We start from the raw sequence: 15046 nt of genomic DNA on the forward strand, positions 1-15046 counted from the left end.
TATACAAACAAAACCTAGAATGTTATTTTCATAATCACAAAAACGGCAACAAATTGCGGATGTGATCCCCAAACGCGCTAATCGCCGGGCTGCGCGCGGTGCTTGATGTCACGACCTGCAAACCCAGTTGCGGCAAGGCAGGCATCGGGGATTTGAGGATGTAAAGGTCCGCCGGGACGGCCTTTTGCATCATGACACTGATCGCAAGGCCGGACCGTGCCACCGCGATCAGGCCGGTCAGGCTATTGCTGGCATAGGATATTTTATAGCGCATCCCCGCCTCATCCATCGCATCACAGGCCGCCTTGTGATCCATGGCGTTTGAGGCCGGCATCGCAAGCGGAATGGCGCCATCGGGGAAATCATGGAGTTCCAGCGCCGGTTTGCTTCCGACCCAGGCGAGCTGTTCGGTGCGCACGATCTTGTGCCGGTCATGGATTTCCGGGGTCGAGGTGATGGCCATATCGATCTGGCTGGCATGCAGCAGGCGGTTCAATTCCGGGCTTGGCGCCGATACCACCTTGATCTCGACATCCGGGTGGATGGTGCCAAAGCTTTTAAGCAAAGCCGGGAAAAACGTGATCAGGTAATCCTCCGGACAGCCAAACACCATCGAGCCATGCAAACCCTTGTCGGAAAAGGCCGAAACCGCCTCGTCATGCAGGCGTAAAATCCGCTCGGCATAGCCCAGAAACCGCTCCCCCGCCCCGGTCAGGCTCACCCCGCTGCCGCTTCGGTGAAACAGGCTTTGGCCCAGCGTTTCTTCAAGACGCTGGATTTGCATGGTCACGGTTGATTGCGTGCGGCCCACCTGAATGGCGGTGGCGCTGAGCGTGCCGGAATGCGCGGCCCGCACGAAGGTCGCAAGCAATTTGAGATCAAGCAAAGTCTGCATCGCCGCCCCAGCACCATATCAATTTTTCCAATACCAGAATGCCATAACTATCAATTTTACGGGTTGCCTGCCAGCAGATACCATCTGGATCAATCAAAGACACATGCTTGCAGGGAGCCGATCATGTCACGCAACGCCGATCCGAAATTCTGGGACGCCGCCAAAAAACACCTGATCCGCTATGGCGGCACGTTCGAACCCGCCATCATCGAACGCGCCAAGGGATCGTTCGTTTATGACGCCGATGACCGTCCCATTCTGGATTTCACATCCGGTCAAATGAGCGCCCTTTTGGGTCACGGACACCCGAAAATCGTCGAAACCGTGCAAAGCCAGGTCGAAAAAGTCGCCCATCTGTTTAGCGGCATGCTGTCCCGCCCGGTGGTGACATTGGCCGAACGTCTGGCGGAACTGGCACCGGGGCTGGATCGGGTTTTGTTGCTCTCCACCGGGGCAGAGTCCAACGAGGCCGCGATCCGCATGGCAAAGCTTGTCACCGGCAAGCATGAAATCGTCGCCTTTTCCAAAAGCTGGCACGGGATGACCGGCGTTGCCGCATCGGCAACCTATAGTGCCGGGCGCAAGGGATATGGCCCGGCGGCCGTCGGATCATTCGCCATTCCCGCCCCCAATGCCTTTCGCCCGCGCTTCAAACATGCCGACGGGTCGCTTGACTGGCAGACGGAGCTTGATGATGCGTTTAATCTGGTCGATAGCCAGTCGACCGGCAATCTTGCCGCCTTTATTGCCGAACCGATCCTGTCATCGGGCGGCATGTTGCCGCTGCCCAAGGGATATCTGGCCGCGCTTAAACAGAAATGCGTTGAACGCGGCATGTTGCTGATCCTGGACGAGGCCCAGACGGGCGTGGGCCGCACCGGCGATATGTTCGCCTTTGAACGCGATGGCGTGACACCCGATATCATGACCCTGTCCAAAACCATCGGTGCTGGCCTGCCACTGGCGGCTGTCATGACCACGGCTGAAATCGAGGATGCCGCCCATGAAAAGGGCTTCCTGTTTTACACCACCCATGTGTCCGATCCCCTGCCCGCCGCGGTCGGTGTGACCGTGCTTGACGTAGTACGCGACGAGAAACTTGTCGACCGCGCCCGGACATCGGGTCAGAAGCTGTTTGATGGATTATCAAGGCTCAAAGACCGGTATGATTGCGTCGGCGATGTGCGCGGGCGGGGGCTTATGCTGGGTGTGGAGATCGTCAAACGTGGCGCGGATGGCCAGTTCCGGGAACCCGATCATGATCTGGGGGCCGCGATTGCGACCGAGGCGTTCAAAAACGGGCTTAGCATGAATATCGTCAAGCTGCCCGGCATGGGCGGTGTGTTCCGCATTGCCCCGCCGCTGACGATTAGCGACGCGGAGCTCGACCTTGGCCTGTCGATCATCGCCAAATCGATTGAAGGCGCATTGTCGGACCGCTAATCGCCCCCTCCTCACCCCGCCAAAAAAGACAAAAGCCCGGCTAATCGCTTAACCAGCCGGGCTTTTATCGTATCGGATATCGCCGGAACTAGCGCGTCAGGACTTCGGCAGCTTCGCGGGTGCGTTTGACCGATCCGCCAACCCCGCTTGAAATCGTGCGGATTTCGTCAAGCCGCCGGACAAGCTCATCGACCGATACGGCCATTGTCTGCATGTTTTGCGACACGCTTTCGGTCACTGCACTCTGTTCTTCGACCGAGGACGAAATATTGGTCACGCTATCGCGCGCCGTTTCGATGGACCCACGAATGGTTTCAAGCGAATTGACAACCTCGTTTGAAATTTCCTGAACCCCGCTGATTTCGGCTGAAATCTGATCGGTGGCCTTGGCAGCCTGATTGGCAAGGTTTTTGACCTCGTTGGCGACGACGGCAAAGCCTTTGCCAGCCTCGCCCGCACGTGCCGATTCAATGGTTGCGTTAAGCGCCAGCAGGTTGATCTGCCCGGCAATGCCCTGAATGACTTCAACAATGCCGGTCATCGCGGCAACCACATCGGCCATTTTCTGGGTCGACTGGTTGGCGTTGACGGTTTGCGAGAACGCACGTTCGGTTTCATCGCGGCTTTGCGCCATGCTGCGCGAGATTTCCGCAATCGAGGCGGATAATTCCTCTGCACTGGCGGCAACGGTCTGGACCGAGTTGGAGCTTTGCGCCGCGGCGGATGTGCCGCTCAGGGCGGCCTCGTCAAGACTTGCGATATTGCTGTCAATTTCGGTGAAATTGTTGTCAATCATCGCTTTCAGGTCGATCAGAAGCTGCACCTGCTCGGTAATATCGGTAGCGAGCTTGATCACCCTTTCAGGTTTGCCATTCTGATCAAAAATCGGATTATAGGTCGCCTCAAGCCAGACTTCCCTGCCGCCTTTTGCAATCCGCTTGAACTGTGCGGCCTGCACATCACCCCGGCGCAGGCTGGCCCAAAAATCCTTGTACTCGGTTGATTGGGCATAGCCCGGGGCGACAAACATGCTGTGATGCTTGCCGACAACCTCCCCTTCGGAATAGCCCATGGTTTTCAGGAAGTTCGCGTTGGCCTTAAGGATTTTGCCCGTCAGATCAAATTCGATCATCGCCTGGGATCGGTCAATCGCGGTCAGAACGCCCTCGTTAAGCGCACGTTCTTTGCGTCGTGCGGTGATATCGGTCGCAAACTTGATGACCTTTACCGGCTTTCCTGCCGCATTCAGGATCGGGTTATAGGTCGCTTCAAGCCAGACTATATCCCCGTCCTTGCGCACACGCTGGAATGCATCGGCTACGAATTTTCCATCCGAAAGGGTTTTCCAGAATTGCTTGTATTCCGGGCTTTTTGCGTAATCGGTTGTGACGAAAATCGCATGCTGCTTGCCGACGATATCGCCAAGCTCATAGCCCATCGTCGAAAGGAAATTGGCATTGGCCGTCAGGATTTTGCCATCCAGCGAAAATTCGATCACCGCCATCGATCTGCCAAGGGCTTCATAGATCTGCTGTCCTTGTGAAGATCCATTGTTCCCGAAAATATTGAAAGCCATATCACCTATCCCCTTTTCACCCGATTACGACTGCGCAAGGGAAAAACACCTATACCACGCAACCAAACCTATCCTAAAGTATGTATTTGATGCTATATTTCAAGAGGAAAAATTTACGGAAGTGCGGTATGTCACATTATTTCAACCAAAACTTTTGGATAAGCCATTATGCCATTACGCATAATAGTCTGATCCCCTCTATTGACACCCAACGCGATATACCGGTTCAATCAAGCGTTTCCGCAGCCAAGTGAAAGGCCCCGCCATGATCCGTCATATCGTCCTGATCAAATTCAAACCCGGTATTGACGAGGCGGCGATCACCAGCCTGTTTGATGCACTGGCAGAACTTGGCAACCAGATCGCAGGGATGCGCGGATTTGATGGCGGCGTATCGGTCAGCCCGGAAAAACTCGAACAGGGTTTCACGAACGGTTTCTGCATCGATTTTGACGATGCCAGGGCGCGCGATGCCTATCTTGCGCATCCGACACATCAGGCGCTGGGTGCCGAGCTGGTCAAAGCCGCCGATGGCGAGATTTCCGGGCTGATTGTATTTGATCTGAAGATGTAAGAATCAGGCTTAGCCGTTCAAAGGTAAAACAGCTTTCAGCAAAGGGCAAAAGCACCGGTCGGTATTTTATCAAGCGCTGCCGGCCTTGCGAAAAAGAAGCCCTGCATTTCTTCAACACCAAGCGCCTGCATCCTTTGCGCAACATTGGCGTCTTCGACACCTTCGGCAACAACGCGCAGGCCCAGATCATGCGAAGCTTTCACAACCCACGCGGCAAATGATGATTTGAGACAATCCCCGTTTGCTGTTGCGATAAATTCGCGATCAATCTTGACCCCGGCGAAAACACCGGTTTCCAGAAGCTCCACCGAATTGCTGCCCGAGCCGAAGTCATCAATGTAAATCGCAACACCCCGCTTTTTAAGCATTTTGGCATTGGCAAGAAATGCCGGGTCTTTGACGATGTCGCTATGTTCGGTGATTTCGACTTCGATCCTGATATCGCGAAGCAGCATGTCGCTTCTGAAATGAAGGATTTCTTCGAGAAAGCAATTATTGCGAATGGAATAGGGCGAACAGTTGATCGAGACGGTCGGCGAAAAATCGAACCGGGACCGGATATCCTTGGCCTGCCTGCGCACTTCATTCATCACCGCTGTGGTCAGCAGATTGATGGCCGGATGCCCTTCGCAGGCCAGAATGATTTCCTCAAGAAGGAAACGTTTCTGAAGGTTCGGAAAACGGATCAGGACTTCAAGCCCGCAGGCCAGGCCGGTCTTTGTCTCGATGCGTGGCTGAAAGACAATAGAATAACCGTTATTTTTGATCGCCCGCATGACCAGCCCCGGTGTAATCAGGGTCCCGGCCAGATCAATCGCCCGCGAACTCAGCGCCTGTTCGATGGATTTGCGGATCAGTTCAATCGATGCGGGCTTGGATAATATGCACGATACAAAAGCCGTGTTGATGGCCTTGTTCATTGCAGAATTATCAAGATGCCCCGATAGCAGAACACGCGGGATATTCGGCGCAATACCGACCATTTCGCGTAACAACCGCATGCCGGAAAAGCCCGGCATGGCCAGATCCGAAACAATCACGTCAACTTTTCGATGATTATCGCGAAGCCATGAAAGAGCCTCGACCGGATCGGAGAAGGAAACCACGTTGTAACGCTGCCCCAGGGCACGCGCAACGCCACGCAGCAGATTTTCGTCATCATCGACAAAAACGACGGTCGGTTTGAAGGGGTTAACGTTGTTCATATTTGCAAAGCCTTCCCGATGAAGCAGAACGCGATCCCGCAGTGCTTCACACAGCTGATCGCCCGTTACATGCCGGACCCTATGGCGGGTCGGGATTTCAAAACATCCCCATATGGGGACTAAATCGTCCGTCCTTCCCGATATCGTCACAAACATGACACTTCATATTTGACGCCATGCCCGCATAATACCTGTGGTAGAATTTCATCCTTCACCACGCCACGGCGACATGAGCATCGGGGCACGTCATGCGGATTGCTGCGTTTAACGTCGAAAACCTGTTTGACCGGGCAAAAGTCTTTAACGATGAAAACCCCGAAGCCCATCGCGATGTGCTGGATGCCCATGCAGAACTGAACAAGCTGTTTGAAAAGCCGGTTTACAGCGATGCCGACAAGGCACAGATGTTAACGCTGATAACAAAAATGGGCATGTTGCGCGGCGACGAAGGCCCCTTTACCCGCATTCGCAAAATCCGTGGCCAGCTTATTTCACGCCCGCGCCCGCCAAAACAACCCTATATCAAGGCCGATGGCCGCGATGACTGGGTTGGCTGGTGTGAACTTCGCATGGGGCCGGTGGACGAAGCGGCAATGTTAAACACCGCGCGCATGATCGGTGATATCGGGGCGGATGTTCTGGCACTGGTCGAGATCGAAAGCCGCCCGGTATTGTTGGCGTTTCAGGATTTCATGCGCGAAAAGGGCGTTTTGCCGGTGCCCTATCGCCATATGATGATCATTGATGGCAATGACGGGCGCGGCATTGATGTCGGCCTTGCTACCCACGAAGGTTACCCGATTGGCGAAATGCGAAGCCACGTTGATGACCTGAAACCCGACGGTGCCCCGATTTTCAGCCGCGATTGCCCGGAATATGAAATCATCACACCATCGGGCGCACAGATCATGGTCCTGCCCAACCATTTCAAAAGCAAATATGGCGGCAATGATCCGGCAAGCCGCGCCAAGCGACTGGCGCAATCATTGGCGGTTGCCGCCTATTACAATCGTCTGATCGCCGAGGGGTTCGAAAATATCGTGGTTCTGGGCGATCTTAACGATACCCCCGACAGTCCCGAACTTGATCCGTTGCTGCATGGTACGGCCCTTCGGGATGTGTCGACCCACCCGAGTTTTACCGAGTTCGAATTCAATGCCGGTAATGGCGACCGTGGGACCGGCACGCATGGCCTTGGCAATGATGATGATAAAATCGATTATCTTTTGTTATCGCCTGCCCTGTTTGACCGCGTCACCAAGGGCGGCATTTACCGCAAGGGCATCTGGCCAGGATCACGCCCGCCGCGTTGGGAAACCTATCCCGACCTGATCAGGAAACATCAGGCAGCATCGGATCATCACCTGATCTGGGCTGACATCGATATCTAAGCGCGTTGGATCACAATACCTTTCGCTACCTTCCTGATACTTTTCTAAATTGCGTAAGATCAAAGATTTACCTTGCCGTTCAGGTCAGGATCATTCCAGACTTTATCGCGTTAAAGCTATAACCTGCTTGCGATAACCCCTATATGCCGATGGCACATCCGTGGCCACAAACCCGGCAATCCTGTCTTGGAGGGCGGAATGAGCAAACTGCGCGTGCCTTTGGCGATCCTTGTCGTGATCATCGCGATTGCCGGGGGCGGTTACTACTACTGGCAGCAAAATCAGGAAACCCTTCCCGAATTCATCGCCAGCGGCAATGGCCGGATCGAGGCCGAAGAAGTCCGGGTGGCAACCAAATATGCCGGCCGGGTCGACGAGGTTCTGGTCGATGAGGGCGATGTGGTCCAAGCCGGTCAGGTTCTGGCGCGGATGGATACGGCCGAACTTCAGGCCAGCCTTGCCAAGGCCCGCGCCGAAGTTGCGAGTGCGCAACAAGGCATTTTCGAAGCCAGGGCCGATATCGCTCAGAAAGAAAGCCAGCTTTCGCTCGCGCAGCGACAGCTTGAACGCGCCAACGAGCTTGTCAAAAACAACAATATCGCGCGTGAACAGGTCGATCAGCGCAAATCGGAACGCGACGTGGCCGAGGCCGCCCTTGCGGCGGCAAAATCGCGCCTGACAAGCAGCGAACGTAATGTCGAAGCCGCCCAGGCCGAACTTGACCGCATTCAGGTGCAGATCAATGATTCCGTGCTTAAGGCACCGCGCGGCGGGCGGGTGCAATATCGCCTTGCCGAACCGGGCGAAGTTCTTGCGGGTGGCGACCCGGTGGTAACGGTTCTGGACCTCACCGATGTTTACATGACGATCTTCCTTCCGACCCGGCAGGCCGGTTTGGCCTTTGTCGGCAACGAGGCGCGCATTGTTCTGGATGCCGCACCGAATTTTGTGATCCCGGCCTATGTATCATTCGTTGCTGATGATGCACAATTCACCCCGCGCGAGGTCGAAACCAGAAGCGAACGCGACAAGCTGATGTTCCGGGTTAAAATCCGCATCGCGCGCGAATTGCTTGAAGAGCATAGCAAACGGGTCAAAACCGGCCTGCCCGGCGAGGCCTATGTCATGCTGGCCGATCATAAAAACTGGCCGGAACGCTTTACCCCCAATGTTCCCGATGACGCGACACTGAACCAGAGCCTTCAGGAATGAGTAATGCTCCTGCAAATGGCGCAAATCTTGCCGCGCGGCTGGACCATGTCCGCCACCGATACGGCCATGTTCATGCGCTTGACGATATCAGCCTTGATATCCCCACAGGCCGGACCATCGGCTTTATCGGGCCCGATGGTGTGGGTAAATCCACCGCCCTTGCCCTGATATCGGGTGCGCGCAAATTGCAGGATGGCGTGGTCGAGACGCTGGGCGGGCCGATGGACGACACGCGCCACCGAAACAGCGTTCTGCCCAAAATCGCCTATATGCCCCAGGGACTGGGCAAGAACCTTTATATGGACCTGACGATCCGCGAGAACCTTGAATTCTTTGGCCGTTTGTTTGGCCAGTCGGCGCGCGAACGCAATGACCGGATTGAAAAGCTGGTAAAGGCGACCGGGCTTGAACCCTTTACCGAGCGCGCAGCCGGCAAGCTTTCCGGCGGGATGAAGCAGAAGCTTGGCCTGTGTTGCGCCCTGATCCATGATCCGGAAATATTGATACTGGACGAGCCGACAACCGGCGTCGATCCCCTGTCACGTCGACAGTTCTGGGAACTGATCGACCAGATCCGCAAAACCCAAAGCGGCATGACCGTGCTGGTCGCAACCGCCTATATGGATGAAGCCGCCCGTTTCGACCAACTGATTGCGATGAATGACGGCAAGGTGCTGGCAAGCGGCACAGCGGACGAGATTTTGGAGCGCACCGGGGCAGATAACCTTGAAACCGCGTTTGTAAGGCTTCTGCCCGAAGAAGAACGCAAGGGCCATAAGGACCTTGTCATTCCGCCGCGCACCACACATGGCGATGTTCCGGCCATCGTCGCGGACGGCCTGACCATGCGGTTTGGCGATTTCACCGCGGTCGATAATGTCAGTTTCCGCATCGAAAAAGGCGAGATTTTCGGGTTTCTCGGCTCGAACGGGTGCGGCAAGACGACAACCATGAAGATGCTGACCGGGCTTTTGCCCGCGACCGAAGGCACGGCAGAGCTTTTCGGCAAACCGGTCGATGGGCAGGATACCGAACTTCGCAAACGGGTCGGCTATATGAGCCAGGCCTTTTCGCTTTATGCCGAGCTGAGCGTCTATCAGAACCTTGAGCTTCACGCGCGGCTGTTTCATCTGCCGTCAGATCGGATTAAGCCGCGGATTGACGAGCTTTCCGAACGGTTCGGCCTGAGCGAATATCACGATGACATGGCTGAAAGCCTGCCGCTTGGCGTGCGGCAACGTTTATCGCTTGCGGTTGCGATCATTCACAGCCCGGAAATCCTGATACTGGACGAACCGACATCGGGCGTCGATCCGGTGGCACGTGACGCGTTCTGGCAATTACTGGTCGAGCTTTCGCGCGATCAGGGGGTGACGATTTTTATCTCTACCCATTTCATGAACGAGGCGGAACGCTGTGATCGCATATCGCTGATGCATGCGGGCAAGGTATTGATTAGCGACACCCCGCATGAAATTACGCAGAAACGCGGTTGCGAAACGCTTGAAGAAGCCTTCATCAGCCATCTGGAAGAAGCCAGCGGCATTGATGACAACGCCCCTGCCCCGGATGCATCGGCCATGAACGGGGACGATGAAACCGGTGCGATGAAATGGAAACCGGCCAAGGCATCAATTTTCAGTTTGCGCCGTTTGTGGGCCTATTCACTGCGCGAAACCATGGAACTGATCCGCGATCCGATCCGGTTGATGTTTGCCTTGCTGGGTACGGCGATTCTGATGCCGGTTTTCGGGCTTGGCATTACCTTTGACGTTGAAAATCTGACATATGCCGCACTCGACCGCGACAGGACGGAAACCAGTCGCACCTATCTTGAAAACCTTGCAGGGTCGCGATATTTCAGCGAACAGCCGCCGTTAAACAGCAATGACGAGCTTGAACAACGGTTGCTGTCGGGCGATATCACGCTGGCGATTGAAATTCCGCCGGGATTTGGCCGCGACCTTGAAGCCGGACGCAGCCCCGAAGTCGCCGCAACCATCGACGGCACCATGCCGTTTCGCGCCGAAACCATCCATGGCTATGTCGAAGGCATTCACAGCAAATATCTGAACGAACGCAGCATGCGCCGGACCGGTTTGCCCGCGCAAACTCTGCCGGTAAGCATTGAGACACGCTATCGCTATAATCAGGATTTCAAAAGCATCTATGCCATGGTGCCATCCGTGATTGCGCTGCTGCTGATGTTTATCCCCGCCGTTCTGATGGCGGTCGGCGTGGTACGTGAAAAGGAACTGGGATCGATCACCAACCTTTACGTCACGCCGGTCACGCGGATCGAATTCCTGATTGGCAAACAATTGCCCTATGTCGGGTTAGGCCTGATCAATTTCGTTCTGATGGTCGCAATGGCGCTGTTCTGGTTCGAAGTCCCGATGCAGGGAAATCCGCTTACCCTTATTGTCGGGGCCTTCCTGTTTGTTTTTGCCACAACCGGTTTGGGGCTTTTGATATCGTCCTTTACCAAGACCCAGATCGCCGCCCTGTTCGGAACCGCGATTGCGACGATGGTGCCCTCGGTCATGTTTTCCGGAATGATGCAGCCGATATCCTCGCTTGAAGGGGCGCCCGCCGTGCTCTCGACCATCATGCCGACATCGCATTTCATGTCGATCAGTGTCGGGGTCTTTACCAAGGCGCTTGGCTTTGCCGAACTTTATCCCCAAATCCTGACCCTGGTGATTTTCTTCCCGGCATTGACCGTACTTTCGATGCTGCTGCTTAAAAAGCAGGAGGCATGACCGCGATGTATGGCAAACGGATTGAAAATATCTATCGCCTGGGCATCAAGGAGCTTTTCAGCCTCCGTCGCGATGTCGTGTTGCTGATCCTGATCTGCTGGGCGTTTTCATTTGCGATTTACAATGCCGCCACCGGCTTTTCCCATGACCTTAAAAACGCATCGATCGCGATTGCCGATCTGGATAAATCCAAATTGTCGCGCCAGATCGGTGATGCATTTCTGCAACCATTTTTCAAGATACCCGGGGAAATCAGCGAAGGTGACATTGACGCGGCCATGGATGGCGGCGAATACACCTTTGTTCTGGTGATCCCGCCCGATTTTGAAAAGAATCTGATTGCCGGTCATCAACCGGAAATTCAGCTTAACATCGATGCCACCGCCATGATGCAGGCCGGGATCGGCCAAGGCTATGTCAGCAATATCATCGCCCAGGAAGTCCGGACCTTCATGGGCGGGGTTTCAGCCTATGTCGCGGCAAATCACGAACCACCGGCGACACTTGTGACACGTTATGCCTATAACGAAAACGCCACCAGTTCATGGTTCACCAGCGCGATGGAGATCATCAACAACATCACCATGCTGTCGATCATCCTCTCGGGGGCGGCGCTTATACGTGAACGCGAACATGGCACGATTGAACATCTGCTGGTGATGCCGCTTGATCCGTTTGAAATCATGCTGGCAAAGGTCTGGGCCAACGGTCTTGTGATCCTGATCGCCAGTGCGGTATCGCTGTTCTTTGTCGTCGAACTGATGCTTGGCGTGCCGATCATCGGTTCCAAGCTGCTGTTCTTTGCCGGAACCATGCTGTATCTGTTTTTTGCCACCGCCCTTGGCATTTTCCTTGCGACCATGACGAAATCAATGCCGCAATTCGGGCTTCTCTTCATCCTTGTCGTATTGCCGATGCGGATGTTGTCAGGCGGGAATACGCCGCTTGAAAGCATGCCTGAAACGCTTCAGAACATCATGCAATTCGTCCCGTCCAGCCACTTTGTCAGCTTCGCACAGGCGATCCTGTATCGCGATGCCGGGATAGATGTCGTCTGGCAGGAATTTCTGATCGTCTTCGTGATCGCCGCCCTGTTCTTCGCCTTCAGCGCAATCAGGTTCCGCAAAAGCATCGCGGCAATGCGATAGCGCCGGAAGCCCCGATTATCCGTGGCGCAGCTTGAAGAACAGGATGGTCGAGGCCAGGACAAGGGTAAAGCCGTTGGCAATGATCACCGGCCAGTCGCCACGGACCAGACCATAAACCAGCCAAAGCGCGATCCCGGTGCACAGGATCAGAAACATCACAAGCGAGATATCAGCGGTCGAGCGGGTGCGCCAGGTGCGGATGACCTGCGGCAGGAAGGCAATCGTGGTCAGTGATCCGGCAAGAAGGCCAAGGGCGGTTTCAAAAGACATGATCATGGCAGGCCTCCGTCAGATCATCGGGCCGAATGACAAGGCATCAGACCGAAACAGAACGCTCGTTTGAATGCATTCAACACATATTGCACACGACTTCAAGCGGGAAATATCCGGGCCGATCATGATGCGCTGGAAGCCTTGATAACCTTGGGAAATGAACGGTTTCTGGGGCCAGAAACACAAAACCCCGCTCGGAAACCGGCGGGGAGGAAATGGTGGGCCTAACAAGACTCGAACTTGTGACCTCTCGCATGTCAAGCGAACGCTCTAACCAACTGAGCTATAGGCCCCTGTATTTGGGGAAAGATGGTGGGCCTAACAAGACTCGAACTTGTGACCTCTCGCATGTCAAGCGAACGCTCTAACCAACTGAGCTATAGGCCCTCTTACCCATCTTTCATCTGACCGGCCTTCAAGGCAGAAGGCTTGGCCAGCACCGTTTGTGACGGCGAGGCGGTATTTAGCCCAAGGCCGTGAAAGGTGCAACCCCTCAATTGGATTTTTGACAAAAAATCTTCATCTATGGGGGACGGGATGGATCGCTGTTGCTATGATCATCATCCAGTTTAGGGAAGACATAACAAACGACAATGAACCAGTTGCCATCGGATCTTACCGGCAATGGACCGGCAACCGTCATCCTGCCATCCCGGCAAACCCTGCCGGTGGTGTTTGCATCGCCCCATTCCGGGCGCCATTATCCGCAGGAATTGATCGAGATTGCGCGCATTGATTCGTTTGCGCTGCGCGCGTCTGAGGATGCCTTTGTCGATCAATTGTTTGCCAGTGCGCCCAAACTGGGCGCCCCCCTGCTGTGCGCGACATTTCCGCGTGCCTTTGTCGATGTCAATCGCGGGGCGCTGGAACTTGACCCGCGCATGTTTGACGGCCCCCTGCCCTCGGACGCCGACATTCATTCGATGCGCGCCCTCTCGGGACTGGGATCCATCCCGCGCGTCGTCAGCGGCGGGATCGAAATTTACAAAACCCGCCTGCCGGTCGCCGAGGCGATGCACCGGATCGATACCTTTTATCACCCCTATCACAGTGCGCTTCGCAAGCTGATCGATGCAACGCGCGATCAGTTTGGCTATTGCATCCTGATTGACTGCCATTCCATGCCCGGTGATTCTGTCGACAGCAGCAAAAACCGCGTTGATCTGGTTCTGGGCGATTGCTATGGAAGTTCCTGCCATCCGTCTTTGACGCGCTTTGTCGAAGATCGTGTCCGCGATCTGGGCTTTACCCCGTCGCACAATGATCCATATGCAGGCGGTTTTTGCACGCGACATTACGGGCAACCGGAAAACAACGTGCACAGCCTGCAGATCGAGCTTTCACGCTCGCTTTACATGGACGAAGACACGATCACGCCCCATCGCGGATTTGACACCCTGCGCGAACAGATGACGCATCTGATATCGTGCTTCCACGATCTTGACGGGAATCCCTTCTGATGACATCCAGCCCCGTTTCTTCCACGCCATCAGGAAAACCGATGCCAAATGGTGCCGCGCCCTTGGAGGATCTTGTGATCCGCGATGCCGAGCCAGAGGATTTTGGCCGCATTACCGAAATTTACGGCCACCATGTCCTGCATGGCCTGGCCTCGTTCGAGGAACGTGCGCCTGAAATCGCCGAACTGACAACCCGCTGGCAGCATGTCCGCGAACGCGGCCTGCCCTATCTGGTGGCGGAAATTGATGGCCGCGTCGAAGGCTTTGCCTATGCCGGGGCCTATCGTCCGCGCCCGGCGTACCGCTTTACGGTCGAGGACACGATCTATATCGCGCCCGATGTGGTCGGCAAGGGGGCCGGTCGCGCGCTTCTTTCCGAACTGATCAAACGCTGTACGGCCCTTGGCTATCGCCAGATGGTCGCCGTGATCGGCGATAGCGCCAATGTCGCCTCTATCGGGTTGCACGCGCGCCTGGGCTTCCGAGTGGCGGGCACATTGCAGTCGGCAGGATTCAAACTTGGCCGCTGGGTCGATAGCGTGATCATGCAGCGCGGCCTTGGTGACGGGGATGGCAACTTCCCGGAACGCGATCCAGGGCGGGAGAAATAACCCCTATCGCCAAAACCTTGGGACACGCGAACAAAGGCACCAGTCAGACAGACGGTGCCTTTTCTTTTTGATGCCGATGGGGAATGGCATTCACCCTTCACCATGGCGCGAGTTGCACCGCACAATCCCGCGCAGGCGACATAATGATATTTCCGGCGCGAATTCCCGCACCCCGGGAAAACCTGTAAAACCCTGGAATTCAGGCAAAAAAGAAGGCCGCCTGTGACAGCGGCCCAAGTCTAGGGAGGAAACGTCCAAGAAACGAGCGACAAGTCGCTCGCCGGAATGCACTGCGTCCTACCGCAGCGCACAAATAGACATTACCCATTAGATCGGGCGAACGCAACACGTTTTTGACTATTTTTTTATCAAAAAAATTAATGCACTTTTTTTGATCAAAATTTCACCAAACTGACACTTTTTCGAACTGAATCCCGGCCAGATGCGGTCATTTTTTCAGCATCCCCATTTTTCCGCACCACGGTTCATTTCCGAA

General features: G+C 55.2%; 12 protein-coding genes and 2 tRNA genes. 8 read left to right on the forward strand and 6 right to left on the reverse strand.

Going from position 1 to position 15046, the window contains the following annotated elements; translation table 11 throughout:
* Positions 1-34: 34 nt before the first annotated feature.
* Positions 35-895 (reverse strand): LysR family transcriptional regulator, encoded by an 861-nt coding sequence (locus tag SMB34_RS04230; protein WP_037987866.1) that lies wholly within the window; start codon positions 893-895, stop codon positions 35-37.
* A 123-nt stretch (positions 896-1018) separates the two neighbouring features.
* On the opposite strand from SMB34_RS04230, the gene SMB34_RS04235 reads away from it, so the two are divergent.
* Positions 1019-2338 (forward strand): aspartate aminotransferase family protein, encoded by a 1320-nt coding sequence (locus tag SMB34_RS04235; RefSeq protein ID WP_037987867.1) that lies wholly within the window; start codon positions 1019-1021, stop codon positions 2336-2338.
* A gap of 88 nt (positions 2339-2426) precedes the next feature.
* On the opposite strand, the gene SMB34_RS04240 is transcribed toward SMB34_RS04235, so the two are convergent.
* A complete protein-coding gene (locus SMB34_RS04240; RefSeq protein ID WP_037987869.1) occupies positions 2427-3914 on the reverse strand; it encodes a methyl-accepting chemotaxis protein in 1488 nt (495 codons plus the stop codon).
* 265 nt (positions 3915-4179) lie between these two features.
* On the opposite strand from SMB34_RS04240, the gene SMB34_RS04245 reads away from it, so the two are divergent.
* A complete protein-coding gene (locus SMB34_RS04245) occupies positions 4180-4488 on the forward strand; it encodes a Dabb family protein (RefSeq protein WP_037987870.1) in 309 nt (102 codons plus the stop codon).
* Positions 4489-4523: 35 nt separating this feature from the next.
* Here SMB34_RS04245 and SMB34_RS04250 read toward each other — a convergent pair whose 3' ends face one another.
* Positions 4524-5693 (reverse strand): EAL domain-containing response regulator, encoded by a 1170-nt coding sequence (locus SMB34_RS04250; RefSeq protein ID WP_167332732.1) that lies wholly within the window; start codon positions 5691-5693, stop codon positions 4524-4526.
* A gap of 248 nt (positions 5694-5941) precedes the next feature.
* Between SMB34_RS04250 and SMB34_RS04255 the strand changes: the two genes are divergently transcribed.
* The 4 genes from SMB34_RS04255 to SMB34_RS04270 all read left to right on the forward strand — a co-directional run bounded on the left by SMB34_RS04255 (position 5942) and on the right by SMB34_RS04270 (position 12206).
* Positions 5942-7084 (forward strand): endonuclease/exonuclease/phosphatase family protein, encoded by a 1143-nt coding sequence (locus SMB34_RS04255; RefSeq protein ID WP_037987875.1) that lies wholly within the window; start codon positions 5942-5944, stop codon positions 7082-7084.
* Between the two features lie 198 nt (positions 7085-7282).
* A complete protein-coding gene (locus SMB34_RS04260) occupies positions 7283-8296 on the forward strand; it encodes an HlyD family secretion protein (protein ID WP_037987877.1) in 1014 nt (337 codons plus the stop codon).
* The gene (gene rbbA / locus SMB34_RS04265; protein ID WP_037987879.1) at positions 8293-11058 is read left to right on the forward strand and encodes a ribosome-associated ATPase/putative transporter RbbA; all 2766 of its coding nucleotides are present in this window, start codon (positions 8293-8295) and stop codon (positions 11056-11058) included. Before SMB34_RS04260 ends, rbbA begins: the two co-directional genes overlap by 4 nt.
* Positions 11059-11063: 5 nt before the next feature.
* Positions 11064-12206, forward strand: coding sequence for an ABC transporter permease (locus SMB34_RS04270; protein ID WP_037987960.1), 1143 nt, complete (start codon positions 11064-11066; stop codon positions 12204-12206).
* 15 nt (positions 12207-12221) lie between these two features.
* On the opposite strand, the gene SMB34_RS04275 is transcribed toward SMB34_RS04270, so the two are convergent.
* The 3 genes from SMB34_RS04275 to SMB34_RS04285 form a co-directional block, all read right to left on the reverse strand.
* Positions 12222-12482, reverse strand: coding sequence for a SemiSWEET transporter (locus SMB34_RS04275; protein WP_007091776.1), 261 nt, complete (start codon positions 12480-12482; stop codon positions 12222-12224).
* Positions 12483-12695: 213 nt separating this feature from the next.
* Positions 12696-12772 (reverse strand) — tRNA-Val (locus SMB34_RS04280).
* A 17-nt stretch (positions 12773-12789) separates the two neighbouring features.
* Positions 12790-12866, reverse strand: a tRNA-Val gene (locus tag SMB34_RS04285).
* 206 nt (positions 12867-13072) lie between these two features.
* On the opposite strand from SMB34_RS04285, the gene SMB34_RS04290 reads away from it, so the two are divergent.
* Positions 13073-13939 (forward strand): N-formylglutamate amidohydrolase, encoded by an 867-nt coding sequence (locus tag SMB34_RS04290; RefSeq protein WP_037987882.1) that lies wholly within the window; start codon positions 13073-13075, stop codon positions 13937-13939.
* Between the two features lie 41 nt (positions 13940-13980).
* On the forward strand, positions 13981-14550 hold the full coding sequence (locus tag SMB34_RS04295; RefSeq protein ID WP_007091774.1) for a GNAT family N-acetyltransferase: 570 nt from the start codon (positions 13981-13983) through the stop codon (positions 14548-14550).
* Positions 14551-15046 lie beyond the last annotated feature (496 nt).

Source organism: Thalassospira permensis NBRC 106175 (genome assembly GCF_000714555.1).
GTDB classification, from domain to species: Bacteria; Pseudomonadota; Alphaproteobacteria; order Rhodospirillales; family Thalassospiraceae; genus Thalassospira; species Thalassospira xiamenensis.